Source organism: Roseateles sp. GW821-FHT09G09 (assembly GCF_059415965.1).
Genome location: NZ_JBWKOG010000002.1, coordinates 694,011 through 719,483 on the forward strand (window position 1 = coordinate 694,011; position 25,473 = coordinate 719,483).

The window sequence follows — 25,473 nt, forward strand, 5'->3', positions numbered from 1 at the left end:
TCATGCCTGTCTCCCTCGAAGCCGCCGACGCGATCGGCCTGCTCGGGAGCGCGCGGGGAGCCCCGGTTTCTCAACATCACGGAGTTTTCCCATGTCTGATGCACGCTTCGAGGCGACCGCCCTGGTCGTACCCTTCGAGAAACTGAGGATGACCGACGTCGAGTCGGTGGGCGGCAAGAACGCCTCGCTCGGCGAAATGATCTCGCAGCTGGCCGAAACCGGCGTGCGCGTGCCCGGCGGCTTCGCCACCACGGCGCACGCCTTCCGCGACTTCCTCAAGCATGAAGGCCTGGACGTCCGCATCCAGAAGCGCCTGGCCGACCTCAACACCGACGACGTCCGTGCCCTGGCCGCGGCGGGCGCCGAGATCCGCGGCTGGCTGGAAGCCCAGCCGTTCCCGGCGGAGCTGGAAGCGGCGATCCGCGCCTCGTTCGCCGCCCTCACGGCGGACAACCCGGACGCCTCCTTCGCCGTCCGTTCGTCCGCCACGGCGGAAGACCTGCCTGACGCCTCCTTCGCCGGCCAGCAGGAGACCTTCCTGAACGTCGTCGGCATCGAGGACGTGCTGCACAAGATGAAGGAAGTCTTCGCGTCGCTCTACAACGACCGCGCGATCAGCTACCGCGTGCACAAGGGCTTCGCGCACAGCGACGTGGCCCTGTCGGCGGGCGTGCAGCGCATGGTGCGTTCCGACCTCGGCGCCGCCGGCGTCATGTTCACCATCGACACCGAGTCCGGCTTCAAGGACGTCGTCTTCATCACCTCCAGCTACGGCCTCGGAGAGACGGTCGTGCAGGGCGCCGTGAACCCGGACGAGTTCTACGTCCACAAGCCCGCGCTGCAGCGCGGCAAGTTCGCGCTGATCCGTCGCAACCTGGGCTCCAAGCTGATCCAGATGACCTTCTCGACGCCCGAGGAGAAGGCGGCGAGCGGCAAGCTGGTCAAGACCGTCGATGTCGAGGTCGAGCAGCGCAACCGCTACTCGCTGACCGACGAGGACGTCGTGCAGCTGGCCAAGTACGCGGTGATCATCGAACAGCATTACGGCCGTCCGATGGACATCGAGTGGGGCAAGGACGGCAACGACGGCCAGCTCTACATCCTGCAGGCGCGTCCGGAGACGGTGAAGAGCCAGGCCGAAGGCCAGGTCGAGCAGCGCTTCAAGCTCAAGGGCACCGGCACGGTGGTCGTCGAGGGTCGCGCGATCGGCCAGAAGATCGGCACGGGCCCGGTGCGCCTGGTCGACAGCGTGGCCGAGATGGAGCGCGTGCAACCCGGTGACGTCCTGGTCACCGACATGACCGACCCCAACTGGGAGCCGGTCATGAAGCGCGCCAGCGCGATCGTGACCAACCGCGGCGGCCGCACCTGCCACGCGGCCATCATCGCGCGCGAACTGGGCATCCCGGCGGTGGTCGGCTGCGGCGACGCGACCGACAAGCTCAACGACGGCCAACTGGTGACGGTGGTCTGCTCCGAGGGCGACACCGGCTTCATCTACGACGGTCTGCTCGAGACCGAGGTCAGCGAAGTCCACCGCGGCGAGATGCCCTACAGCCCGGTGAAGATCATGATGAACGTCGGCAATCCGCAGCTGGCGTTCAACTTCGCGCAGATGCCCAACAGCGGAGTCGGCCTGGCCCGCCTCGAGTTCATCATCAACAACAACATCGGCGTCCACCCGAAGGCGATCCTCGACTATCCGAACATCGACAACGACCTGAAGAAGGCGGTCGAGTCGGTGGCCCGGGGTCACGCCTCGCCGCGCGCCTTCTACGTCGACAAGCTGGCCGAGGGCATCGCGACCATCGCCGCGGCCTTCTGGCCGCAGCCGGTCATCGTGCGTCTGTCCGACTTCAAGAGCAACGAGTACCGCAAGCTGATCGGCGGCTCGCGCTACGAGCCGGACGAAGAGAACCCGATGCTGGGCTTCCGCGGCGCGTCGCGCTACATCTCGGGCGAATTCCAGGACGCGTTCGCGATGGAATGCGAGGCGCTCAAGCGCGTGCGCAACGACATGGGCCTGACCAACGTCGAGATCATGGTGCCGTTCGTGCGCACGGTGAAGCAGGCGCAGAAGGTCGTCGAGATGCTCGCGGAGCGCGGCCTGAAGCGCGCGGCGAACGGTGGCCAGGACGGCCTGCGCGTCATCATGATGTGCGAGGTCCCGAGCAATGCCATCCTGGCCGAACAGTTCCTGGAGCATTTCGACGGCATGTCGATCGGTTCGAACGACCTGACCCAGCTGACGCTGGGTCTGGACCGCGACTCCGGCCTCGAGCTGCTGTCGGGCGACTTCGATGAACGTGACCCGGCGGTCAAGGCCTTGATCTCACGCGCGATCGCGGCCTGCCGCGCCACCGGCAAGTACATCGGCATCTGCGGCCAGGGCCCCAGCGACCATGCGGACTTCGCCGAATGGCTGGCCGCCGAGGGCATTGCCTCGTTGTCCCTGAACCCCGACACGGTGATCGAGACCTGGCAGCGTCTCGCCAAGCGCTGATCGACTTCAGCAACCCTCAGGACGGCGCCTTCGGCGCCGTTTTTACTTTTGGGGAAGCTGTGGATGGGCGGCGGTCATCGAAAGGGCGATGATCCGCCCCCATGTCCACGCCTCCGCCAGACGCCGCGTTCCGTCGCCGGCTTCACCGCATCTACGGTGCCTACACGATCGGTTTCGTCCTGCTGGTGGGGGTCTTGGGCGTGCTGGAGCGGATGGGGATGCCCAAGCAGTGGCTGGGCTTCTCGTTCCTGCTGCTGACGGTGCTGATCTACGCCGGCATCGGTGTCTTCAGCCGCACCACCGATCCGGTCGAGTATTACGTGGCCGGCCGCCGCGTCCCGGCGTTCTACAACGGCATGGCCGCCGGCGCCGACTGGATGAGTGCGGCGAGCTTCCTGGGCATGGCCGGCAGCCTCTACCTGGCGGGTTACGGCGGGCTGGCGTTCGTGCTGGGCTGGACCGGCGGCTTCTGCCTCGTGGCCTTGCTGCTGGCGCCCTACCTGCGCCGCTTCGGCGGTTTCACGGTGCCGGATTTCCTCGGCGCGCGTTTCGAGAGCCGCGGGCTGCGCGTGATGGGGGCCGCCGCGGCGGTGCTGGTGTCCTTCATCTACCTCGTGGCGCAGATCTACGCGATCGGCCTGATCACGACGCGCCTGACGGGGCTGACCTTCGAGATCGGCCTCTTCGTCGGGCTGGGCGGCGTGCTGGTGTGCTCCTTCCTCGGCGGCATGCGGGCCGTCACCTGGACCCAGGTGGCGCAGTACATCATCATGATCGTGGCCTACGTGGTGCCGGTGATGTGGCTGTCGACCCTGCAGACGGGTTCGCCCTTGCCGCAGTTCACCGCCGGCACCGAGGTCCGCGAGATCACCGTCCGCGAACAGCAGTTGCTGCACGATCCGAAGGAACTGCAGGTCCGCGGGCTCTACGAGCAGCGCGCCAAGGACTTCGAGCATCTCATCGCGGGACTGCCGCATTCGCTCGACGAGGAGCGCCAGCGCGTCTCGCAGGTGATCGCGCAGCTGAAGTTCGAGGAGGCGCCGCTCGCGCAGATCCAGGCGGCGGAGAAGGTCCGCGCCGCGCTGCCGCGCACCGAGGCGGAGGCGCGCGATCTGTGGCAGCGCGCCGCCGCCGCGAATCGCCAGCGCGCCGAGCCGCTCGCCGGCATGCCGCCGCACGCGCGGCCCTTCGCCGGCGATCCCGACGGCACGCCGGCCGAGCAGGAGGCCTACACGCTGGCGCGCCGCAACTTCCTGGCGCTCGTGCTCGTGCTGATGGTCGGCACCGCCGGACTGCCGCACATCCTCACCCGCTACTACACGGTGCCCACGGTGGCGGAGGCCCGCAGCTCGGTCGCGTGGACGCTGTTCTTCATCGCGCTGCTCTACCTGTTCGCCCCGGCGCTGGCGGTGATGCTCAAGCACGAGGTCCTGCATCACCTGGTCGGCTCGCCCATCGCGGAGTTGCCGGGATGGATGAAGCAGTGGATGCGCGTCGATCCCGGTCTGCTGAACATCCAGGACATCAACCAGGACGGCATCCTGCAACTGGGCGAACTGCGCCTGGGCGGCGACATCGTCATGCTGATGACGCCGGAGCTCGCGGGCCTGCCGTACGTGCTCTCCGCGATGGTGGCCGCCGGTGCGCTGGCGGCGGCGCTGTCGACGGCGGACGGGCTGCTGCTGACGATCTCCAGCGCGCTCTCGCACGACGTCTACTACCGCGTCATGAACCCGCGCGCGTCGATGACGCAGCGGGTGACGATCTCCAAGGCGCTGCTGCTGGCGACCGCGCTCACGGCCGCGGCCGTGGCCGCGCAGAAACCGGCGGACATCCTGCTGCTGGTGTCGTCGGCGTTCTCGCTGTCGGGCTCGACCCTGGTGCCGGCGCTGGTCGCGGGCATCTTCTGGCAGCGTGCCAACAAGCAGGGTGCCGCGGCCGGCATGCTCGCCGGGCTCGGCATGACGCTGTACTACATGGTGAACGCGCATGCGGGCCTGCGCCAGGCGCTCGGCGTCGGTGGCGACCCGCAACTGTGGTGGGGCATCCAGCCGATGGCGGCGGCGCTGTTCGGACTGCCGGCGGGCATCGCGGCGCTGGTCGTCGTGAGCCTGCTGACCCCGCCGCCCTCGGCCACGGCGCGCGCGCTGCAGGCCCGCGTCACCGGCGCCATGCCCTGAGCTGACGCCTTCCGGGGCTCATTCGGAAGGAGGCCGGACGCCTGGTGGACGGGGAGGGTCAAAGTCGTCTAGAATCCGCGATTCCCCTTGCCGGGCCCAGGAGTAGACGCTGGGGTCCGGCTTTCAGGCCAAGGGCAGGACATCACCCGATGTCGGTGCCGGCGGTCGTTGAAACCCACAAGGAGTACACATGCGTCACTATGAGATCGTTCTGCTGATCCATCCGGATCAAAGCGAACAAGTTCCGGCGATGCTGGAACGCTACAAGGGCCTGGTCACCAACGGTGGTGGCAAGGTTCATCGCGTGGAAGACTGGGGCCGCCGTCAGCTGGCCTACATGATCCAGAAGCTGGCCAAGGCGCATTACCTGTGCCTGAACATCGAGTGCAGCAAGGAAATCCTGGCTGAAATCGAGACCGGCTTCCGCTTCAACGACGCCGTGCTGCGTCACCTGACCGTCGTCAAGGACAAGGCCGAGACGAACCCGTCGGTGATGATGAAGGCTGTCGAGCGCGAAGAAGCCCGCAAGGCCCCGCAAGAAGCGTCCGCCTGAGCTGACAAGCGCGACAACTGACGTTCCGACATTCTGATCCGTTGAGTCGATCCGCTCCGCACGCATGAACCGATTGGTATTGCAGGCGCAGATCCTCGAAACCGCGGCGATCCGATACACCCCCGCCGGGCTCCCGGCCCTGGACCTGATGCTCAAGCATGAGTCCATGGTCGATGAAGCCGGTTCTCCGCGCAAGGTCGCACTGGAGATCAAGGCGGTGGCGATCGGTGATGTCGTGAAACGGGTCCAGGCGCTGGGCCTGACGGAGAAGACGGTGTTCACCGGATTTCTCTCGGCACAGCGGCAGGGGCGGGGCACGGTGTTTCACATCACCGGCTTCGCGGACTGAACGGGACGAGCCAGGTCGCGCAGATCGTTTACATCTGGATAGATAGCAGGAGTTCACTATGCCCCCGCCACGTGGTAAAGGTCGGTTCTCGAAGGACCGCAAGCCCAAGCGCAATCAACAATCGCTGCTGTTCCGCCGCAAGCGTTTCTGCCGCTTCACCGTCGCCGGTGTCGAGCAGATCGACTACAAGGACGTCGACGTCCTGCGCGACTTCATCGGTGAAAACGGCAAGATCGTGCCCGCCCGCCTGACCGGCACGCGCGCCTTCTTCCAGCGTCAGCTGTCGGTGTGCATCAAGCGCGCCCGCTTCCTGGCCCTGCTGCCGTACAGCGACCAGCACAAGGTCTAAGGAGTCCACCCATGCAAGTCATCCTGCTGGAAAAAGTGGCCAACCTGGGTAACCTCGGCGACGTCGTCAAGGTCAAGGACGGCTACGCCCGCAACTTCCTGATCCCGACCCGCCAGGCGCGCCGCGCCACGGAATCGGCGATCAAGGAATTCGAAGCCAAGCGCGCCGAACTCGAAAAGGTCGCCGCCGAGAAGTTTGCCGCCGCGCAAGCCCTGGGCGAGAAGATCAACGGCATCACCGTGACGATCTCGCAGAAGGCCGGCGTCGACGGTCGCCTGTTCGGTTCCGTGACCAACGCCGACATCGCTGAAGCGCTGACCAAGGCCGGCACGGCCATCGTCAAGTCGCAGGTGCGTCTGCCCAACGGTCCGCTGAAGACCGTCGGCGAGTTCCCGATCAATGTCGCTCCGCACACCGACGTGGTGGTGGAAGTGACCGTGAAGGTCATCGCCGAAGTCGAGTGATCGCTCGACACACCCGATGGGCGCTCTGCGCGTCCATCGGGGTTGTCACCGGATTCGCGGGGCACACGACCTGCAAAGATCGGGGCAACATCAAGAAAGCCGACAGCTGAGAAGCCGTCGGCTTTCTGCTTTTCCGGGGGTTGAGTTATCCCGCTCGCTCCACAAGCTATCAAAAGCTCATCCACAGGCTTGTCCACAATGTCCGCGATCTTCACCCCGCCCGGATCCAGTGCCAGCGACAGCGAGATCGCGCGATTGCGCCTGCCGCCCAACTCGGTGGAAGCCGAGCAGAGCGTGCTCGGCGGCCTGCTGATCGACAACACCGCCTGGGACAAGGCGGCGGACACGCTCAGCGACTCCGACTTCTACCGCTACGAGCACAAGCAGGTCTACGCCGCGATCGGCAAGCTGATCAACGGCGGCAAGCCGGCGGACGTGGTGACGGTGTTCGAGGAACTGACCTCGGTCGGCAAGGCCGAGGAGTGCGGCGGGCTGGCCTACCTGAACGCGTTGGCGCAGGGCGTGCCGAGCGCCGCCAACCTGCGCCGTTACGCCGAGATCGTTCGCGAGCGCGCGATCCTACGCAAGCTGGTCGCGACCTCGGACGAGATCGCGACGGCGGCGTTGAATCCCGCCGGCCGCGCGGTCAACGAGATCCTGGACGAGGCCGAAGGCAAGATCTTCCGCATCAACGAGGAAGGCTCGCGCGGTGGCACCGGCTTCCAGAGCATGGACCGCCTGATGGTCGAGCTGATGGACCGCGTCAACGAGCTGGCGGAGCAGGGCGCCGAGGACGTCACCGGCGTGCGCACCGGCTTCTACGACCTGGACCGCATGACGGCGGGCCTGCAGCGCGGCGACCTGATCATCCTGGCGGCGCGGCCGTCGATGGGCAAGACCGCGTTCGCGATCAACATCGGCGAGGCCGTCGCCATCAACGAGGGCCTGCCGGTCATCATCTACTCGATGGAAATGGGCGCGGCGCAGCTGGCCTTGCGGATGGTCGGTTCGATCGGCCGCATCGACCAGAGCAACCTGCGCACCGGCCGGCTGAAGGACGACGAATGGGGCCGGCTGGCCGAGGCCGTCGACAAGCTCGGCAACGCGCCGATCTACATCGACGAGAGCCCGGGCCTGTCGCCCAGCGAAGTGCGCTCCAGAGCCCGGCGCCAGGCGCGCATCTCGGGCCAGATCGGCCTGATCATCATCGACTACCTGCAGCTGATGAGCGGCAACGGCGGTGGCAGCGAGGAGAACCGCGCGACCGTGGTCGGCGAGATCTCGCGGGGCCTGAAGGCGCTGGCCAAGGAACTGCGTTGCCCGGTCATTGCGCTGTCGCAGCTGAACCGCTCGGTGGAAACGCGGCCGGACAAGCGGCCCATGATGTCCGACCTGCGCGAGTCGGGCGCCATCGAGCAGGACGCGGACATCATCATGTTCATCTACCGCGACGAGTACTACACCAAGGACGAGTGCAAGGAACCCGGCGTGGCGGAGATCATCATCGCCAAGCAGCGTAACGGCCCGGTGGGCACGGTGAAGCTGGCCTTCGCGCGGCAGAACACGAAGTTCGAGAATCTGGCGCCGGGTTACGTGAGCCCCGGCGGCGACGAGTACTGATGTCGGATCACGGCGGCGGATATTGCGCCGCCGTGCGTTGCCCTTCCACCCCGACGCTGCGCTGCAGCCGCACGCCGAAGTTCCATCCCAGCGTGCGCTGGTCCTTGCCCTTCTCGCGCACGATCAGCATCAGCGGCCGCCAGGTCGAATCCTGCGCCATCGTGCGGTCCGCATTGGCGCGCGCCTCGGCGGCGCCTTGCGCATCGCCGCGCAGCCGCGCCAGCCCCTCCAGCGCGCGGAAGGTGTCGATCCACGCCGACGCCTGCGGGCGCATCGAGAAATTGATGTTGTACTGGCAGAGGCTGTCCTTCGGCAGCGCCTTCACCTTGGCCTCGAACTCGCTCAGCAGCGCCTCCGCCTTGTCCCGGTTGGCGCGCGTATTCTTCTCGCCGCTGGCGTCCGGTTCGAGCGTCTCCACGCAGCGGGCGATCCAGTCGTCCCGGTTCTCGCGGACCTTCTCCAGCATCTGCGTCGGCGTGCTGAAGTGACGGTCCAGGTCGGCATCCTGTTTCCCGCCGATCGTGAATGGCGAGACCGCGTTCTTCTCCAGGTTCCAGAACAGGTCCCGGTTGACGTCGATCAAGCCCGGCAGGCCGCCGCCGCTGATCGAGCCGTCCTTCCCGTCCTTGCCGAGCTTGACCTCCGACGGATTGGCGGGCGTCAACGTGTTGACCTGGAGGCCCACCGACAGCTTGTGCTGCGCGGTGTCGCCCTTGTCCGCCGTCACCTGGATGTGGCCGCCGTGTTCGGTGCGTGATTCGGCGATGCGCTCCGCCTTGAGCGACGCGCCGGCGCTGACGCCGACGCGGTAGGTCTGGCCGTCGCCGCCCGCCAGCTTCAGGTTGGCGCCGGCGCTGACCTTGGTGACGAAGCTGCGCGTCAGGCTCTGGCCGTGGATCTCGCCCAGGCTGACCTTGGGATGCCGGTCGAGTACCGCTTCCAGCGGGCCGGCGTAGGGCGCGGCGCCTGTCGGATGCACCTGGTCCCAGCGCACCCAGGAGTCCAGCACGCCCAGCATCTCCTTGCGCAGTTCGTCGTCCTTGCCGCGCTGGCGGAACAGCCGCAGGATCGTGCCCTCGGTCTCCTGGTGCATGCGGCTCATCCTCTCGGTGGCGCTGACCTGCGCCTTCACCACGCCGGGCAGGTCCGGGCCGGCGGCCACGCCGAGGGTGGCTTCGGGGCCGCTCGCGCGCGTGCTGCCGAGCGAGAGCTCCATCCCCAGGATCGGCATGAAAGCCTGGAAGAAGGCCTCTTCCTTGCGCGACCAGCCGACCGACACGATCGGCGACACCACCGGCGACGGCACGCTGTAGGGCAGCGACGGCAGACCGCCGCCGACGATGCCGCCGCCGGACAGCTTGACCTTGTCGCGCAGTTGCATCGACAGCAGGATGGGCTCGAAGTAGCGGACCACGTCCTCCTTGCTCTGGAAGCGTTTTTGGCGCGCCGCGTCGGCTGCTTCGTGCATGGACACGTCGTGTGTGAGCGCGCCCTGACGCTCCGCGGGCGCGGTCTCCGCCAGCGTCAGCTTCACATGATCGATGACGGCGCGCAGCGCGTCCGGCGCCGTCGCGTGGTCCTTCGCGAGTTCCTCGAACAGCGGCGGCAGCGCGTGCTCGCGATTGGGCTTGTGCAGGCGTCCGGGCTTGTGCGCGCCCGCCGGGTTCTCCAACGCGTAGACCGCCGCGCGCAGCTCGCCGGCCTCGCTGCCCTTGAACTGCCATTGCGCCGGATGGCCCTGGCCCTGGCCTTGGCGCGTGGTCCGCTCGGCCAGCGCCTGTGTCGCGGCGGCGAACGCCCGTGCCTCAGGCGCGGGGACGCCGGCCGCGGTCAGGTCCCGCGCCAGGTCCGAGCGCGCCCAGTCGGCGAGTTCCCCGGCGGTCTTGCGCACGCCGCTGTCGGCCTGGCTGCGGTGGGTCGTCATGCCGAAGCTCTCGGCGATCGCGGTCGCGCGCTTGAGCCCCGCCGGCGTGAACGGCGTCTTGTGCCGGTGCGGCGTCACCGCGCGCTGCAGCCACGATGCCGACGGCTCCTCCCGCGACAGCCACTCGCCGATCGCCTTGTTCATGCGGGCATCGTGACGGGCGTAGGGCGAGCCGACGGCATTGGAGAGGCAGCCGTTGCGCACCGCGTGATACGCCGCCCGTTCGGCGCCGGTGAACGTGGTCGCCGCCGAAGTCGACGCCTCTGCTGGTGCTGATCCTGATGACGAAGCAGGCGGAGACGAGGCGGCGGCGACGTCCGTCGGCGCTTGTCGTGCGACGCGCTTCGCACCCGCCAACCACTGGCGGACGGCGGGGTCCGGCTCCACGCGCTGCGCCGCGTCGGCCGACCAGAAGCTGCGCATCGCCTGCAGCGTCTCGCTGTCCGGCATGCTGCCCTGCGGATCGCCGAGCAGATGCACCACCTCCGCGCCGCGCGGCAGCACGCTGGCCTGGCGCAGCAGATTGCGGACGTCCGATTCCGCCTGCGTGGGCTCCTGGCCGACGCCGCTCTCAGACAAATGATCGGGAACGCGATCGGGACCATGATCGGGCAGGTCGGCCACGCCCTGCATCCAGTCGCGCGTCGGCCGCGATTGCAGCGCCGCCAGGGCCTCCCGCGCACGCGAGGCGTCGCCTATGCACACCACCGACAGCAGCTCGGAGGCGATCTCCATGACCCCGATCGATGGCAGCGCGTCCGCCGACGGATTGGGGGGGCGGCCGTTCACCGCCTTGAGCAGCAGCGCGCCGAAGCGCGCGTTCTCGACGGCCGGTGCGAAGCCGCGCAGTCGTGTCGCCTGGGCTTGCAAGGCCTGCGCCTCCCGCGCGTCGAACGCCGCCTTGGCGACGGCCGGATCGGGCGGCGGCTCGACGCTCGAGGCCAGCGTGATCGAGGCCTGCAGCACTGCCGACACGCCCGCGTCGGTCGCGTGCAGCGTGGCGCGCGCCGCCGCGTCGTTCGCGCCGCCGGGTTGGCGCAACTGCGCGATCGCTTCCGATCGCGCGCCGTAGAGCGCGTCCTTGGTGTCGTCCAGCCGCTGCCGGACGAAGCGATCCTTGTCCACCAGCTGCTGCCGGGCCTGGACCTCGGCGGCCAGCGGCTGGAGGCCGCCGGCGACGGCCTGCGTGATCGGGCTGCGGGCCTCCAGCACGGGCGTGGCGCTCGCGGGCTGCGGCTTGGCCGCGTGCGTGCTGGCCTTTTCGATCAGTGGGCGCGGCTTGAGCCAAGGCACCACGGCGGTGGCGAGGCGGTTCCCCGTCGAGCGCGTCGGCGCATCCCAGGGAGACGGTGTGCGCGGCGGCAGGCGTTCGTTCAGGCCTTGCGCCTGGGCGGAGAGGGCAGCGAGCTGGCTGGTCGAGTCGGTCGGGGCCGTCGCCTGCGGTGAGGGCAGCGATGCGCGCACCGGACGTTCCACGGTGCCGCCGACGCCGGGCACGATGGCGTTGAAGGCCACTTCGCGACCGAACACCGCGCGTTTCGCACGCGCCGGCAGGCCCTGCAGCGCACCGGAGGTCGAGGGGCTCCTGCCCGGGGCGGCCGACGTGGGCGTCGTCGGATTGGCAGCCCCGCCGGAGCTGCCGGCGGTGCTCGGATTCGCCGTGGCTTGTCCGGTCGCGCTGGTCGGTCCGGTGGCTTGGCCGGCACTGCTTGCATCCGCGGGGACGATCGGTCCACCGGTCGTCGTGAGCTTGGAAGAAACCATCGGCGGTGCCGCCTCCTGAGTGCGATCGGGATGTCCGCGGCGGGTGGTCTCCCGCCGGGCCGAGTCACTCTAGAAGCGCGCCTGTCCGCGCCCAACGAACCGAATCGCGTTAGGACATGCGGCTCATACCGCGATGTCGCGCAGCAGCATCGGCCAGGCCGAGCTGCCCGCCCATCGCGGCTTCTGCCAGGGTCGGCCGACGGTAGTCGTGGCGATCGGGAACGCGCGCGTGGCGGGATTCACGTCGCGCCAGACCTCCTCGCCGTCGACGAACACGCGGCATTCGCCGGTGGCCAGCGGCTGCCACGCTTCGTCGGCGGTGAGCGGATCGGTGGCGACGAGGACGATGCGGTCGTCCGTGCCGTTCATGGCGCTCAGGTCCAGCGACATGTCGCAGTCGACCAGCCGCGCCATCGGGAACGGATGGCGCCGCTGCAGCACCTGCAGCCGGCTGGAGCAGTGGGTGTACAGCGCCGCGCCGTTGGTGAGCAGGAAGTTGAAGTTGCCGTGGCGGGCGATGACTTCGCTGAGCTGCGCGACGTGGGGCGCGAGTTCGCGCCAGGACGGCGGCTGATCCCGCTCGAGGTCCCGGTCCGCGAAGCGCTTGCGCAGCTCCTGCAGCAGCCAGCAGAAGGCGCGTTCGCTGTCGGTGCTGCCGACCGGCCGGTAGGGGCCGTCCAGCACGGGCTGGAAGTCCCTCAGGTCACCGTTGTTGGCGAATACCCAGGTCTGCCCGAGCCATTCCCGCTGGAACGGATGGCAGTTCGACAGCGTCACCTCGCCCTGCGTCGCGCGACGCAGGTGTGCGATCACGATGCGCGACTTGATGGGGTAGCGGCTCAGGAACTCGGCGAGCGGCGATTCGCTTGCCGGCTGGTCGTCGTGGAAGACGCGGCATCCGGAGCGTTCGTAGAACGCCATGCCCCAACCGTCGATGTGCTCCGCGGTACGACCGCCGCGGGCAGCGAACCCGGTGAAGGAGAAGGTGATCGCTGCATCGCTGTTGCAGTTCATTCCCAGCAGTTGGCACATGGCGACGACTATCGCGTGCGCGGGCGGACCGGCCAAATGCGGAAGCCGCATGGGCTCATGCGATTCGGCGCCGATGAGACGGGATCAGGCCTTGACAGGCCGTGCGCGTCGCATTGGGCTGCGGCTGCCCCGTGGCTATCCGGACGTGGCCGGCATGGCGTCGGGCGGCAGGCCCGCGACCGCGCGCGCCCACATGCGCTCATAGAGCGCCTCCAGGTCGCGCGCGAAGGCCGGCGAATCGATCCACGGCGGGATCGTCGGGCCGGCTCGATCGGCTGACCGGCCAAGACCGGCCTGGCCGACGAGCGAGCAGACCCGATCGACGTACGCCTCGGGCGTGTCGCAGACCAGCTCGGACAGACCGGCCTGCACGAGCAGGCTCTCCGCCACGCGCGACGCGAAGCCGTCGCCGCGCAGCGTCACCACCGGCACGCCGGCCGCGAGCGCATCGCTGGTCGTCGTGTGCCCGTTGCAGGGCCAGGTGTCGAGCGCGACATCCGCCGCAGCCAGCCGGTTCCAGTGGTCGGCCATGCCCACCGGCGGCATGAAGACGAGCCGCTCCGGCGCGATGCCGCGCGCGGCGGCCTCGGCGCGCAGTTGCGCGTCGGCCTGCTCGCCGCCGCTGAGCTGCCACAGCAGCGCCTGCGGCAGGCGATGCAGGATCGCCATCCACGCGTCGAAGACCGTGGGGGTGATCTTCAGCACCACGTTCGCCGAGAGCAGCACGATCGCATCGTCGGGCAGGCCGAGTTCCGCGCGCGGCGTCGGCTCGATGCGCCGCGTCGCGTCGCCGGGCTGGTAGCAGCGCGGCAACTGCGCGATTCGCTCGGTATAGAACGGCGCATCACCGAGCGGCGTCACGATCGCGTCGCCGATGACGTAGTCGATGAAGTCCGCGCCGCAGGTGCCGGGGAAGCCGAGCCACGCGACCTGCACCGGCGCGGGCCGCGCGGCCAGCGCGGTGAAGCGGCTGCCGGCGGTGTGGCCTTTCAGGTCGACGGCGATGTCGACGCCTTCCGCGCGCATGCGCGCGGCGATGCCGGCGGCATCGAGGTCGCCGACGTCGATGAAGCGCTCACAGGCCGCGCGGATCCGCCGCTGCAGCGCGGAGCCATCGTCCGGCCCGTGAGAGAACAGCAGCACCTCGAAGCGCTCACGATCGCGGTGCTCGAGGACGTCGACCATCAGCGCGGCGGTCGCATGGGCATGGAAGTCCGACGACAGGTAGCCGATGCGCAACTTCGGCTTGGCGACGGCCTTTGCCGGCGGCAGGCGCGCGATGCCGCGGCTCAGGAAACGCGTGCTCAGTCGCGCGACCTTCAGCAGATCCGCGGCCTCATGCGGCAACGTCGCCAGCGCGAAAGGCACGCCGAATTCATCGTCGGCATCGTCGGGCTTGGCGCGGATCACGGCGTGCAGCGATCGCAGGTTCTCGTCGAAGTCCTGCCAGCGCGCGCACTGCTGGTCGCCATGGGCCTGGTAGGCCTGGGCCATCACGCTGTCGGGCCGCAGCGCGGCGACCGTGCGGAAGCACTCCGCCGCCTCGGCCTTCATCTGCAGCGACTGCAGCGCGAAGCCCAGCTGCAGATAGGCATCGACGTCGTCGATCTTCAGCGCGAGCGCCTGCATCAGCGGCCCGATCGCGTCCTGCGTCCGTCCGCTGCGCCGCAGCGATTCACCGAGGTAGCGTTGCAGCTCGTTCGACGCGACCTGTGCATGCGGCTCCAGCAGCGCGACCGCCGCGGCGTAGCGGCCGCGGCCCATCTCGTGGAGGGCGTCGCGCAGCAGGTCGTTGTGGGCATCCATGGGGACGATTATGGGAGTTCAGGCCGTCGATCCCGACGTCGCGCACAGCGCGATGCAGAACGCCATGAAAGCCTCCACCGAGGCCGGCGGCAATCGCCGCGACGGCCGCACGATGTGGAGCGGGAAGGTCTCGCCGGGCCAGTCGGGAAACAGCTCGACCAGCGTGCCGTCCGCGATCAGGTGCTCGACGCTCAGCGCCAGCACCTGCGCCACGCCCGCTCCCGCGACGCAGGCCTGCACCATCGCGTCGGCGTCGGTCATCGTCAGCGAGCCCGACGTGGCCACCGTCAGCTGTTCCTTCGCGCGGCCCTTGCCGCGCACGAAGATCCATTCGAAGGGCCGGCCGCGCTGCGGATCGATGTACTGGAGGCAGTCGTGCTTCGCCAGCTCGGCGGGCTTGCGCGGACGCCCGCGCCGGTCGAGGTAGGACGGTGCCGCCACCGTCAGCACGCGGTTCTCCAGGAGCTTGCGCGAGGTCATCGTCGACGCCGGCTGCGGCCCGAAGCGCACGGCGACATCGACGCCTTCCGCGACCAGGTCCCCGCTGCCGGGGAATTGCACCATCGTCAGCGTCAGGTCCGGATAGAGCGCCTGCAGCCGGGGCAGGGCGGGCGCGAGCACGTAGCGCGCGAACAGCGGATTCAGGCTCACCCGCAATGCGCCGCGCACGCTGACCGCCGCGCCCGAGACGACGTTCGCGGCCTCCTCGATGCCTTCCAGGTGCGGCACCGCGTGCTCGTAGAGCCGCGTGCCCTCGCCGGTGAGGTGCAGTGAGCGCGTCGTGCGGTCGAGCAGGCGCACGCCCAGACGCTCCTCCAGCCGCGACACCGCCCGGCTCACGCCCGAGGCCGACATCCCCAGCACTTCGCCCGCCTTGCTGAAGCTGCCCGACTCCACCACCGCGGCCAGCACGCTCATGCCGGCCAGCAGCCGTCCGTCGATGCTCATCCCGTTGTCCTCATCTTTGAATTTCAGCAAAGGTCATTTGAGTGACTCTACCTTTATCAAAGATCGTCCGCTTCGCATCATTCGCTCCGTTCCCCCTGGGTCGATGCCCCCATCGATCCGCCGGACGAATCCCCAACGATTTCCAACGGAGTTCCCATGACCGATCGCGACATCCTCTTCAAGTCCGGCACCGTCATCACGATGGATCCCGCGTCGCCCAACCTGGCCGTCGGCGACGTGCTGGTGCGGGACGGCCGCATCGCCGCCGTCGGCCCCGACCTGACCGCCGGCGACGCCGAGGTGATCAATGCCGCCGGTTGCATCGTGATGCCCGGGCTGGTCGACGCCCACCACCATGCGTGGCTGGGCGTGATGCGCCGGCTGATGCCCGACGTCGACGACCTCTTCGCCTACATCGACGTGGTCGCCAGCAAGCTCGGCGCGCACGTCCGCCCGCGGGACATGTACACGAGCACGATGCTGACGGCGGCCGCCTCGCTGGACGCCGGCATCACGACCCTCGTCGACGCCTGCCACAGCTCGCGCAGCCCCGAGCACACCGATGCCGCGCTCGACGCGCTGCACGCCTCGGGCATCCGCGCGCTGCACATGGTCGGCCCGGCGATGGACAAGGGCGCGTCGTCGGCGCATCTGCCGGGCGACCTGGCGCGTCTGGCGGCACGCTGGAACGCGGGCGACAGCCGCGTGCAGGTCGGACTCTTCGGACAGTTGAAGCTGGACTGGTGGGAGGTCGCGCGGGGCCTGGACATGCGCATCCTGACCGAGTTCATCGGCGACCTCGCGCAGCTCGGCCCGGAGTTCGCGAAGCCCGGCGTGCTCGGCCCGCACAACCTCTTCAACCACTGCACGCGCGTTTCTGCGGCGACATGGCGGCTGTTCGCCGACGCCGGCGTGAACATCACCGTGAATCCGCGCTCGGACGCGCTGTTCGGTTTCGACGACGAGACCTTCGCCTACCAGGTGGCCGTCGACCACGGCCTGGCGCCGGCGCTGGGCATCGATCTCGACACCGCCTTCGGCAGCGACCTGTTCGGCGAGATGCATGCGCTGTTCCACCAGCAGCGCGCCGCGATGCGGTATCGCCGGTTCCGCGGCGAGGCGGGCGTGCCCGCGCCGATCGGCGTCGAGGAGGTGCTGCGTGCCGCCACCGTCAACGGCGCGCGGGCGGCGGGTCTGGAGGACCGCGTCGGTTCGCTGACGCCGGGCAAGGCGGCGGACCTGATCATGGTCCGCACGCAGGGTGCGGCCGTATTTCCGGTGACGAACGCGATCGCCACGATCGTGCAGGCGGTGGAGCGTGCCGACGTCGACACGGTCGTGGTCGGAGGGTGCCTGCGCAAGCGCGACGGCCGGTTGATCGACGTCGATCTGGCGAAGCTGGCGGCTGACGCGGCGTCCTCGCGCGACTTCCTGCTCGACGCCAGCGGGCATCGCGTCGATCTGTTCAAGACCGCGGCATGAGCGCGCCGACCTCCGCCGCGACGCTGAGCCGACCCGCGCCCGGCGTCATCGCGGCGCTGTTCTGCGGCTACCTCGCCGTCGGCCTGCCGCTGCCGGTGCTGCCGCTGTTCATCCATGAGCGGCTCGGCTTCGACGCGCTGACCGTCGGGCTCGTCATCGGCCTGCAGTTCGTCGCCACGGTGCTGACGCGCGGCTATGCCGGGCGGCTCGTCGACGGGCAGGGCGGGCGGCGCTCGGCGTTGCAGGGCGCGATCGGCTGCGCCTTCGCGGGTCTGCTGTACCTCGTCGCGGCACTGCCTGGGTGGTCGCCGTCGATCGCGTTGGCCATCGTCGTCGCCGGACGGCTGGTGGCCGGCTTCGGAGAGAGCCAGTTCGTCACCGGCTGCGTGTCCTGGTCCATCGCGTCGGTGGGGCCGCAGCGCGCGGGCCTGTCGATGTCGTGGACCGGCATCGCGATGTTCGGCGCACTCTCCATCGGTGCGCCGATGGGGATGTGGCTGTATCGCGGCCAAGGTCGAGGCCACGACCTGGTTGCCGTGATGGCTGCCTGCGTCGCGGCGCCGCTTGCCGCCTGGGCCGTCGCGCTGGTGACGCCGTCCTACCGCATGGCCGGCGGCGCGCGGCTGCCGTTCCGGCGCGTGGTGGGCCAGATCTGGCGGCAGGGACTCGGGCTGACGCTGCAGGGCGTCGGGCTGGCCGGACTGACCGCGTTCGCGTCGCTGTACTTCGCGGCGCGCGGGTGGACGCATGCCGGCATCGTGATGACCTGCTTCGGCGTCGGCTTCATCGCGGTGCGGTTGCTGCTCGGGCACCTGCCCGACAGGATCGGCGACCGGCGCGTGGCGCTGTGGTCCTTGACCGTCGAGGCGATCGGGCAGGGCCTGGTCTGGGGAGCGCCGGGGGAGGCCGTCGCGTTGGCGGGCGCCTGCGTGACCGGCCTGGGTTGCGCGCTGATCTATCCGGCGCTCGGCGTCGAGGCGCTCAAGCGCGTGCCGCCGGCCAGCCGTGGCAGCGCGATCGGCGCATTCGCGGCGTTCCTCGACATCGCCTATGGCCTGGCCGGTCCGACGGCGGGCCTGGTGGCGGGTCGCTTCGGCTTCGCTGCCGTGTATGGGCTGGGCGGGGTGGCGGCGCTGCTCGGCGTGGTGCTGATCGTCACCGGCCCGACAGGCAGTACCGTGCCGACGCGCACGGCGTCGGAATGAGAGCGGCGCGGCGTCGAGAGGTGTGGGTGCGGGTGCGGGTGCGGCAGCCCGGGATGTCCATGGGCACTGGCATTCTGCGGCGATACTGTATAAATTGACAGTATGCCGCAAGACACCAAGATCGCTGCCCCGCCGCTGTACCTCCAGGCCGACGCGCTGAAGGGGCGGGGCAGCGCCTGGGCGATGCCGCACCGCTTCGAATCGCGCGAGCGCGAGCAGTACGACGACGGCTGGGGCACGCTGGACCAGGAGGCGCTCGAGGAGCACGTCGCCCCGAAGACCGAAATCATCGAGGAGCAGGCGAAGAAGATCGTCAGCGGCAACCAGTCGCCCGACATCGGCTTCGACCTGTCGATCAATCCGTACCGCGGTTGCGAGCACGGCTGCATCTACTGCTTCGCGCGGCCGACGCACAGCTACCTGAACCTGTCGCCGGGCCTGGACTTCGAGACCAAGATCATCGCCAAGGTCAACGCCGCCGAGCGGCTGCGGGAGACGCTGGCCTCGCCCGCGTACAAGCCCGCGCCGCTGGTGCTGGGCACCGCCACCGACGCCTACCAGCCGATCGAGCGCAAGCTGGGCATCACGCGCGCCGTCGTGGAGGTGCTGACGGAGGCGCGGCATCCGTTCTCGGTGGTGACCAAGTCCAGCGGCATCGAGCGCGACCTGGACCTGATCGTGCCGATGGCGCTGCGGCAGCAGGTGTCGGTCTACCTGTCGGTGACCTCGCTGGATCCGGCGCTGTCGCGGATCCTGGAGCCGCGCGCGGCCTCGCCGCAGCGGCGGCTGCAGACGATCAGGGCGCTGGCGGACGCGGGCGTGCCGGTGGGCGTGAGCGTGTCGCCGGTGATCCCCTTCCTCAACGAGCCGGAGCTGGAGCGCATCCTCGAAGCCGCCGCGGAGGCCGGGGCGACCAAGGCCTTCAGCATTCCCTTGCGGCTGCCCTGGGAAGTGGCGCCGCTGTTCCACGACTGGCTGCGGCTGCATCAGCCGGACAAGGCGGCGCGCATCATGGCGCGGCTGCGCGACATGCGCGGCGGCAAGGACAACGATCCACGCTTCGGCACGCGCTTCACCGGCGAGGGGATCTGGGCCGAGCTGCTCCAGCAGCGACTGCGCAAGGCGTCCAAGCGACTGGGCCTGGGCCGCGAGCGGCATCAGTTCGACTTCAGCGAGTTCCGCCCCCCGTCGAAGGTGGTGGGGCAGCAATCGCTGTTCTGAACGGTGGCAAGACCTGGCCCCTCGCCAGCTGATGTTTTCCAGTTGATCCTTTGCCAGCCGATCCTTTGCCAGCGGATTTAGCAATGACCTTCCTCAGTATGCGCAGGGGGAGTGACCTACCGGGATCAATGCCCCCCGATGAAACGCTCTTCGGAGGGAATGTTTTTCGAGCGCATCACGCAGAGACTGATTGCCTTTGAGTCGAGGACTCGCAATGCAGGAGTGGTGATGACATTGGATGTGAGGGATATGAAGTGCGGCTCAGAGGTGCGGCCCTTGATCGCGATCATGGTGCAGCCGCCGCCGACCCGGGGCGATGTGTCGGAATACGAACTGCTGATCGATTTGTTGAAGACCCCGGACGTGCTCTTCGGGCCGATGGGCTGGCAAGGGCTGCCGGATGCGCGCTGCCGTTACGCGAACTGGGAGGAACTCGAGCGGCCGCTGGAGTTCCTTTGGAGGAGTGGGATTTCCCCGCGGCACCTGCAGCACCTGCTGCTTCTGGCAGGGCATTTCGCTCAACGACATTCGCTGCGGCGGGGGGACGGCAGTACTCTCCCTGTACGAAGAGGACACCATGACCAGTTTCCGCTATGACATTCCGATGCAGCTTTCGCGCGAGCGGGCGCATGAGCGGACCATGGCGTTCTGGCACGAATTGGGATCGGTCGACCTGATGAAGGCGAACTTCCTCATCGTCTTCACTGAAGCGTCTGCGCCACCGGTCGTTAGCGCCTCTGTGTCCCCTGCATGATCAAGGGGCCAAGCCATGCCGATCACGCCCAATGACCTGCTCGAGGCGGCCCGGCGGCAGGCACTCGACCCTTCGGAAACTTGGCGCCGATCGGCAATCAGCCGCGCCTACTATGCGGCTTACCACCGCTGCAGGGATTGGGAAAGTACGCTACCCACGTTGGGTTCGAACGCCGGGCCTGCCGGAGGTCGACATCAGGAACTGATCAACTGACTTCGGAACCCGGCGCCGGAGTGTGGAATGGAGGTCGGCAATCGATCGCGTGCTTCCAGCTACCAGCTGTTTGCCCAACGCCAACGTCGAGTGGACGCCGACTATGACCTCCACGTGGAAGTCACTGAAGCGACGGTGCGCCTGCAGTTGGAAGAAGTCCAGCAAATCCTGACACGCTGTGACCAAGCACTGCCCCAATCGATGCTCCAGCGTGACCGGCCATGATCACCCACGCCGGCACGCACCCACCCAGTCCCACTCCTTGCGATAGACCGAGGTCTCCACGCCGCTGAGGCTGAGCACCGTGTGATACAGCCCGTCATGCGACATCGGCGTATCGCGACGCTGCGTCAGGCACGCGCTGTCGAGCTTCTGCGATTGCCGCGTCTGTTCCGGCAGCCACAGGATCAGCGGCACATGCTTCTGCTGCTTGGGCGCCAACGCGTAAGGCATGCCGTGCAGGAACAGGTTGTTCTCGCCCAGCGACTCGCCGTGGTCAGACACGTACAGCAGGCTCGGGTCGAAGCGCTGCGCCTGCGTGCCCAGCCAGTCGATCGCCTTCGCCAGCACGTGATCGGTGTAGGCGATCGTGTTGTCGTAGGCGTTGCGGACCTGGTCCAGCTCGCACTGCTGCAGCGCGTTGCTGCGGCACTCGGGCTGGAAGGGCTTGCGGTCGTCCGGCGTGCGCAGGTAGTAGGCGGGACCGTGGCTGCCCATCTGGTGCAGCACCAGCACGACGCCGCGCGCGACACGTTGCGGATCCAGCGCGGCGATGCGCGCGTCCAGGTCGTGCAGCATCACCTCGTCCAGGCACTCGCCGTCCGCGCGGCACAGGCCCGCGGGAATCGGATGATCCGGCCGGGCGGGATTGATCGCCTGCGCATTCGGCACGCGGTCGCAGATCCCCTTGCAACCCGACTGGTTGTCCAGCCACAGCACCGCCAGCCCGGCGTGCTGCAGCACGTCCAGCAGCGTCTGCTGGTTGCCGGGATGATCGACGTACACCTCGCGGCCGAGCTGCGAGAACATGCACGGCAGCGAGGCCGCCGTCGACGTGCCGCAGGAAGCGACCTCGCGGTAGCTGAGCACCGGCTTGGTCGACAGCTCCGGATTGGTCGGCTTGCCGTAGCCGTTGAGCTGGAAGTTCTCGGAGCGCGCGGTCTCGCCGACCACCAGCAGCACCAGCGGCGGCCGGGCGCCCGCGGCTCGCGGCGCGAGCCTGGCGTCCGCCGCGACGACCTCGAGCGGCCCCTTGGGCTTCTTCTGCTTCTGCGCGGCCAGCGCGGCGCTCGCCCAGATCGCGTTGATCGGGCTGACCATCTTGGTCAGCGCCTTGTTGTTGCGCAGCGTGGAGGCCAGGTCCGCCGTCCGCGTCGCCGCGAGCCCGACGCCCAGCGCCAGCGCCACGGCCACGCTCGCGAGGTTCCATCCCAGGCGCTTGAACCAGCGCTTGTCCGTCAGGCGTTGGCGCCAGATCCAGACCAGCGGGATCAGCGCGATCACCAGCACATGGGCCGCCAGCCCCCAGCCGATCAGGTCGCGCGTTTCGCGCACGTCGGTCTGCAACGCGTTGGTGATCATCGTGCTGTCGATGATCACGCCGTAGCTGCCGATGAAGTAGGCCAGCGGCGCCGTCATCAGCAGCATCAGCGTCAGCAGCGGCTTCACCGCCACGCGCCAGGCCAGCAGGCTGAAGACGGCGGCCAGCACCATGATCACGATGCCGGCGAAGACGATGACGAACAGCTTGCCCGACACGCCGGCGTAGTCCGGCATGCCCCACATCCGCTGCCACAGCGGCCAGTTGCCCAGTACACCGACCCACAGGGCGGTCAGCCACGTCAATACCAGCGGTGAACGAGCTTGCAAGGCGCCGACCTCGCGGGTCCGCGTGGTCGAAGAATCGGAAAACGGCATCTTGTTGTGTCAGGCCGGCAGAAGCAAACCCGCCCTTTTAGTTGTCGTACCTGAAGATCCCCTGAAGCTTCCCCGAGGCTTTCCTGAGGCTCCCCTGACGCATTCCTGAGCCTCGCTCCCGCTCCGCCCGGAAACCGCCTTCATCCTCGCAAGGCCATGCCGCCGCCCCGGGCGGCCTTCAGCCCCTGGCCGCTGGCCTGCACGTAACGGCGCTGCAGTTCCTCGATCCGAGGCTCCAGCGCACCGGGATCGCTCATCCGGTCCCGGTAACGCTTGAGCACCAGCGCCGCCATGTCGATCAGCTTGGCGTTCAGCGTCTGCGTGCCTTGCTCGACCAGCAACTGCACGCCGGTCTGCGCGTCGCCGCGCATGGCATGGCGCATCGCCGTCTCCGAGATCGCGAACACCCGGGCATTCGCGTCGCGCAACAGTTGCGTGCTGGGTTCGTGGCCTTCGGCCATGCTGATCAGGACTTCGGTCGCCGATTTGGAGCTGCAGAAGCGCAGGCCGAGCTGGCTCATGAGCGTCTCCATCTCGCTGAGTTCGATGTCCTGTCGCGCCATGCGCACCCACAGCGCCACCAGCAGGCTGGCGGCCTCGAGGTCGAAGTCCTCGTCGGCGGCGCGACGCGCGAACTTGCGCGCCAGCAGCAGCGCATCCGCCAGCTTGCGTTCCATCAACAGACGCAGGCCTTGCATCAGCACGTCGAAGCCCTGCAGGCGCTGGTCGCGCGGCGCGCGCTCCATGGCCTGCATCAGCGCATCCGTCGCGTACTTGAGGCCCTTGCTGTCCTTCGCGTCGAAGCGCATCAGCGCGATCAGCGCCAGGCTGTGCGCATCGAACAGCTTCGAACGCAAGCCCTGCGCCACACTGCGCTCGAGCATCTTGAGCGCCTCGTCGCGCTGCCCCGCGTAGAAGGCCAGCGTGCCGCAATGCTGCTGCCGCAGCAGGCAGCCCGGCGTCAGCGTCGCGGCGGTGCGGTAGGTCGCGAGCGCGGCGTCGATCTCGCCTTGCTCCATCTGCACGCGCCCCATCAGGTCGTAGCTGTCGGCCTGGTCGGGCATGTCGCCGATCAGCGTCTCCAGCGTGCGGCGTGCGGCGCTCAGGTTGCCGGTGGCGACCTCGGTCCGCGCCACGCCCAGCCGGGCCCAAGGCACGGTGCGCGCGGCGATGATGGCCTCGTACAGCTCACGCGCTTCGGTGTGACGCTCCAGGCGCAGCAGCAGCTCCGCGCCGATCCGGGCGGCGTACAGCCAGTAGGTGGCCTTGCGTTGGAAACGCTCCAGGCACAGGTCTGCGGCGCGGTCGAAGTCCTTCGCGTCGATGGCGTCGAAGATGCCCTTGAGCTCCACCTTGCGATGCCGCGCGTTGGCCAGCCGGTCGGCGAGCGCCGTGGTCGTGTAGGGTTTGACGAGGTAGGCGTCCAGCGCCGCCTCGGCGGCCTCGGCGACCTTCGCGTACGAGGCCTCGCCGGTCACCATGACGAAGACGGTGGAGTAGGGGAGCAATTGCTCGCGACGCAACTCGTCCAGCAGGTCCTGCCCCGACATCTCGGAGCCGTCGAAGTAGTAGTCGCAGATGACGATGTCGTAGGGCTGCGTCTCCAGGATCACGCGGGCGTCGCGCACGCGCGTGGTCTGCCGCACATGGCCGACGCCGAGTTCGCGCAACTGCGCCGTCATCAGGCTGCGCGAGTTCGCGTTGCTGTCGATGACCAGCGCCTGGGTCTTGTCGAGCGTGCCGGCGACCGTCATGGCCGAGGCCTCGGGGCGTCGACCTGTCCGTACGCATCGCGCCGCTCGCGATGCGAGGGACGCGCGCATGTGAAAAAGCCCGCCTCCGAAGAGAGCGGGCCGGCAGCACCCCAGCGAATTGTGCGAATGTCGTCGACCACCGACCGATTGTCGGCCCGGCGACTACCGCCGGTCCCCCGGGTTTGCGTGGGTGGCCGGCGCGATTCGCGAATCGTGGCGAGGGTTTGCGTGTCGCTGTTGGCGATTTACTTGAAGAGGTCCTTGACCCGATCGGTCCAGCTCTTCGCGTTCGGCGAGTGGCGCTCACCGCCGTCGCGCAGGCTCTTGTCGAGGTCCTTCAGCAGCTTGCGCTGGTGCTCGGTGAGCTTGACCGGCGTCTCGATGCTGATGTGGCAGTACAGGTCGCCCGGATAACTCGAGCGCACGCCCTTGATGCCCTTGCCGCGCAGGCGGAAGGTCTTGCCGTGCTGCGTGCCCTCGGGCAGTTCGATCTCGGCCTTGCCGCCCAGCGTCGGCACCTCGATCGAGCCGCCCAGCGCCGCGGTCGTGATCGACACCGGCATCGTGCAGTGCAGGTCGTCGCCGTCGCGCTCGAAGATGTCGTGCTGCTTGATGCGGATCTCGATGTAGAGATCGCCCGACGGACCGCCGTTCACGCCCGGTTCGCCGTTGCCGGCCGAGCGGATGCGCATGCCTTCGTTGATGCCGGCCGGGATCTTGACTTCCAGCGTCTTGGTCTTCTTGATCTTGCCGGCGCCGTTGCAGGTGGTGCAGGGCTCGGGAATGATCTTGCCGGCGCCGTGGCAGTGCGGGCAGGTCTGCTGGATGCTGAAGAAGCCTTGGCGCATGTGCACCGTGCCGCTGCCGCCGCAGGAGCCGCAGGTCTTGGCGCTGGTGCCGGGTTTTGCCCCGCTGCCCTTGCAGGTCTCGCAGCCTTCCCAGGACGGGATGCGGATCTGCGTCTCCTTGCCGCGCGCGGCTTCCTCCAGCGTGATCTCCATCGCGTAGCTCAGGTCGCTGCCGCGGTAGACCTGCTGGCCGCCGCCCTGGCGACGTCCGCCGCCGCCCTGCTGACCGAACAGGTCGCCGAAGATGTCGCCGAAGGCCTCCGCGAAACCGCCGAAGCCCTCCGCGCCCGGACCGCCGCGGAAGCCCTGGTTCGGGTCCACGCCCGCGTGGCCGTACTGGTCGTAGGCGGCCCGCTTCTGGCCGTCCGACAGCATCTCGTAGGCTTCCTTGGTCTCCTTGAACTTGTCCTCGGCCTCCTTGGCGCCTTCGCCCTGATTGCGGTCAGGGTGGTACTTCATCGCGAGCTTGCGATACGCCTTCTTGATGTCCTCTTCGCTGGCGTTCTTGGCGACGCCCAGGACTTCGTAATAGTCACGCTTTGCCATGGATCTTCCTGCAGGCCTCAAACCGGAACGCCGCGCGAGGC

At 68.5% G+C, this 25,473-nt stretch carries 19 protein-coding genes; 12 read left to right on the forward strand and 7 right to left on the reverse strand.

Annotated features, from left to right (window positions below):
- The first annotated feature begins 91 nt into the window (after positions 1-91).
- The 7 genes from ppsA (at position 92) to dnaB (ending at position 8,018) form a co-directional block, all read left to right on the forward strand.
- The gene (gene ppsA, locus AC07O8_RS07945) at positions 92-2,503 is read left to right on the forward strand and encodes a phosphoenolpyruvate synthase (protein WP_297525938.1); all 2,412 of its coding nucleotides are present in this window, start codon (positions 92-94) and stop codon (positions 2,501-2,503) included.
- Positions 2,504-2,604: 101 nt separating this feature from the next.
- Positions 2,605-4,683 (forward strand): sodium:solute symporter family protein, encoded by a 2,079-nt coding sequence (locus AC07O8_RS07950; protein WP_495047483.1) that lies wholly within the window; start codon positions 2,605-2,607, stop codon positions 4,681-4,683.
- A 190-nt stretch (positions 4,684-4,873) separates the two neighbouring features.
- Positions 4,874-5,236 (forward strand): 30S ribosomal protein S6, encoded by a 363-nt coding sequence (gene rpsF, locus AC07O8_RS07955; protein WP_067062529.1) that lies wholly within the window; start codon positions 4,874-4,876, stop codon positions 5,234-5,236.
- A 64-nt stretch (positions 5,237-5,300) separates the two neighbouring features.
- Entirely contained in the window at positions 5,301-5,585 is a 285-nt protein-coding gene (gene priB, locus AC07O8_RS07960) for a primosomal replication protein N (RefSeq protein ID WP_297525940.1), read from the forward strand.
- 58 nt (positions 5,586-5,643) lie between these two features.
- Entirely contained in the window at positions 5,644-5,934 is a 291-nt protein-coding gene (gene rpsR, locus AC07O8_RS07965; protein WP_088403615.1) for a 30S ribosomal protein S18, read from the forward strand.
- An 11-nt stretch (positions 5,935-5,945) separates the two neighbouring features.
- Positions 5,946-6,398 carry a 50S ribosomal protein L9 gene (gene rplI / locus AC07O8_RS07970; RefSeq protein ID WP_495047484.1) on the forward strand — a complete coding sequence of 151 codons (453 nt, stop codon included), beginning with the start codon at positions 5,946-5,948 and terminating at the stop codon, positions 6,396-6,398.
- A gap of 198 nt (positions 6,399-6,596) precedes the next feature.
- Positions 6,597-8,018, forward strand: a complete 1,422-nt coding sequence (gene dnaB / locus AC07O8_RS07975) for a replicative DNA helicase (protein WP_495047485.1) — start codon at positions 6,597-6,599, stop codon at positions 8,016-8,018.
- 7 nt (positions 8,019-8,025) lie between these two features.
- On the opposite strand, the gene AC07O8_RS07980 is transcribed toward dnaB, so the two are convergent.
- The 4 genes from AC07O8_RS07980 to AC07O8_RS07995 form a co-directional block, all read right to left on the reverse strand.
- Complete coding sequence (locus tag AC07O8_RS07980; protein WP_495047486.1) at positions 8,026-11,706, reverse strand: hypothetical protein; 3,681 nt, start codon at positions 11,704-11,706, stop codon at positions 8,026-8,028.
- Positions 11,707-11,829: 123 nt separating this feature from the next.
- Positions 11,830-12,738, reverse strand: a complete 909-nt coding sequence (locus AC07O8_RS07985) for a class II glutamine amidotransferase (protein WP_495047487.1) — start codon at positions 12,736-12,738, stop codon at positions 11,830-11,832.
- A 135-nt stretch (positions 12,739-12,873) separates the two neighbouring features.
- Positions 12,874-14,544, reverse strand: a complete 1,671-nt coding sequence (locus AC07O8_RS07990) for an O-linked N-acetylglucosamine transferase, SPINDLY family protein (protein WP_495047488.1) — start codon at positions 14,542-14,544, stop codon at positions 12,874-12,876.
- A gap of 18 nt (positions 14,545-14,562) precedes the next feature.
- Entirely contained in the window at positions 14,563-15,492 is a 930-nt protein-coding gene (locus tag AC07O8_RS07995; RefSeq protein WP_495047489.1) for a LysR family transcriptional regulator, read from the reverse strand.
- 156 nt (positions 15,493-15,648) lie between these two features.
- On the opposite strand from AC07O8_RS07995, the gene AC07O8_RS08000 reads away from it, so the two are divergent.
- The 5 genes from AC07O8_RS08000 (at position 15,649) to AC07O8_RS08020 (ending at position 20,154) form a co-directional block, all read left to right on the forward strand.
- Positions 15,649-16,974, forward strand: a complete 1,326-nt coding sequence (locus AC07O8_RS08000; protein ID WP_495047490.1) for an amidohydrolase family protein — start codon at positions 15,649-15,651, stop codon at positions 16,972-16,974.
- Positions 16,971-18,179: an arabinose transporter gene (locus tag AC07O8_RS08005; protein WP_495047491.1), complete on the forward strand. Its 1,209-nt coding sequence runs from the start codon at positions 16,971-16,973 to the stop codon at positions 18,177-18,179. The genes AC07O8_RS08000 and AC07O8_RS08005 overlap by 4 nt, the downstream gene beginning before the upstream one ends.
- A 102-nt stretch (positions 18,180-18,281) precedes the next feature.
- Complete coding sequence (locus AC07O8_RS08010) at positions 18,282-19,400, forward strand: PA0069 family radical SAM protein (protein WP_495047492.1); 1,119 nt, start codon at positions 18,282-18,284, stop codon at positions 19,398-19,400.
- 138 nt (positions 19,401-19,538) lie between these two features.
- On the forward strand, positions 19,539-19,997 hold the full coding sequence (locus tag AC07O8_RS08015) for a hypothetical protein (RefSeq protein WP_495047493.1): 459 nt from the start codon (positions 19,539-19,541) through the stop codon (positions 19,995-19,997).
- Positions 19,978-20,154, forward strand: a complete 177-nt coding sequence (locus tag AC07O8_RS08020) for a hypothetical protein (RefSeq protein WP_495047494.1) — start codon at positions 19,978-19,980, stop codon at positions 20,152-20,154. The genes AC07O8_RS08015 and AC07O8_RS08020 overlap by 20 nt, the downstream gene beginning before the upstream one ends.
- A 438-nt stretch (positions 20,155-20,592) precedes the next feature.
- Here the strand turns inward: AC07O8_RS08020 and AC07O8_RS08025 are convergent, their stop codons facing one another.
- The 3 genes from AC07O8_RS08025 to dnaJ all read right to left on the reverse strand — a co-directional run bounded on the left by AC07O8_RS08025 (position 20,593) and on the right by dnaJ (position 25,432).
- Entirely contained in the window at positions 20,593-22,236 is a 1,644-nt protein-coding gene (locus AC07O8_RS08025; protein WP_495047495.1) for a phosphoethanolamine transferase, read from the reverse strand.
- A 188-nt stretch (positions 22,237-22,424) separates the two neighbouring features.
- Entirely contained in the window at positions 22,425-24,038 is a 1,614-nt protein-coding gene (locus tag AC07O8_RS08030) for a response regulator (RefSeq protein WP_495047496.1), read from the reverse strand.
- 245 nt (positions 24,039-24,283) lie between these two features.
- The gene (gene dnaJ, locus AC07O8_RS08035) at positions 24,284-25,432 is read right to left on the reverse strand and encodes a molecular chaperone DnaJ (protein WP_495047497.1); all 1,149 of its coding nucleotides are present in this window, start codon (positions 25,430-25,432) and stop codon (positions 24,284-24,286) included.
- Positions 25,433-25,473: the final 41 nt, after the last annotated feature.

Bases quoted from the DNA above. Each gene is read 5' to 3' on its own strand.
- ppsA (WP_297525938.1), top strand. From the start codon at position 92: ATGTCTGATGCACGCTTCGAGGCGACCGCCCTGGTCGTACCCTTCGAG.
- AC07O8_RS07950 (WP_495047483.1), top strand. From the start codon at position 2,605: ATGTCCACGCCTCCGCCAGACGCCGCGTTCCGTCGCCGGCTTCACCGC.
- rpsF (WP_067062529.1), top strand. From the start codon at position 4,874: ATGCGTCACTATGAGATCGTTCTGCTGATCCATCCGGATCAAAGCGAA.
- priB (WP_297525940.1), top strand. From the start codon at position 5,301: ATGAACCGATTGGTATTGCAGGCGCAGATCCTCGAAACCGCGGCGATC.
- rpsR (WP_088403615.1), top strand. From the start codon at position 5,644: ATGCCCCCGCCACGTGGTAAAGGTCGGTTCTCGAAGGACCGCAAGCCC.
- rplI (WP_495047484.1), top strand. From the start codon at position 5,946: ATGCAAGTCATCCTGCTGGAAAAAGTGGCCAACCTGGGTAACCTCGGC.
- dnaB (WP_495047485.1), top strand. From the start codon at position 6,597: ATGTCCGCGATCTTCACCCCGCCCGGATCCAGTGCCAGCGACAGCGAG.
- AC07O8_RS07980 (WP_495047486.1), bottom strand. From the start codon at position 11,706: ATGGTTTCTTCCAAGCTCACGACGACCGGTGGACCGATCGTCCCCGCG.
- AC07O8_RS07985 (WP_495047487.1), bottom strand. From the start codon at position 12,738: ATGTGCCAACTGCTGGGAATGAACTGCAACAGCGATGCAGCGATCACC.
- AC07O8_RS07990 (WP_495047488.1), bottom strand. From the start codon at position 14,544: ATGGATGCCCACAACGACCTGCTGCGCGACGCCCTCCACGAGATGGGC.
- AC07O8_RS07995 (WP_495047489.1), bottom strand. From the start codon at position 15,492: ATGAGCATCGACGGACGGCTGCTGGCCGGCATGAGCGTGCTGGCCGCG.
- AC07O8_RS08000 (WP_495047490.1), top strand. From the start codon at position 15,649: ATGACCGATCGCGACATCCTCTTCAAGTCCGGCACCGTCATCACGATG.
- AC07O8_RS08005 (WP_495047491.1), top strand. From the start codon at position 16,971: ATGAGCGCGCCGACCTCCGCCGCGACGCTGAGCCGACCCGCGCCCGGC.
- AC07O8_RS08010 (WP_495047492.1), top strand. From the start codon at position 18,282: ATGCCGCAAGACACCAAGATCGCTGCCCCGCCGCTGTACCTCCAGGCC.
- AC07O8_RS08015 (WP_495047493.1), top strand. From the start codon at position 19,539: ATGAAACGCTCTTCGGAGGGAATGTTTTTCGAGCGCATCACGCAGAGA.
- AC07O8_RS08020 (WP_495047494.1), top strand. From the start codon at position 19,978: ATGACCAGTTTCCGCTATGACATTCCGATGCAGCTTTCGCGCGAGCGG.
- AC07O8_RS08030 (WP_495047496.1), bottom strand. From the start codon at position 24,038: ATGACGGTCGCCGGCACGCTCGACAAGACCCAGGCGCTGGTCATCGAC.
- dnaJ (WP_495047497.1), bottom strand. From the start codon at position 25,432: ATGGCAAAGCGTGACTATTACGAAGTCCTGGGCGTCGCCAAGAACGCC.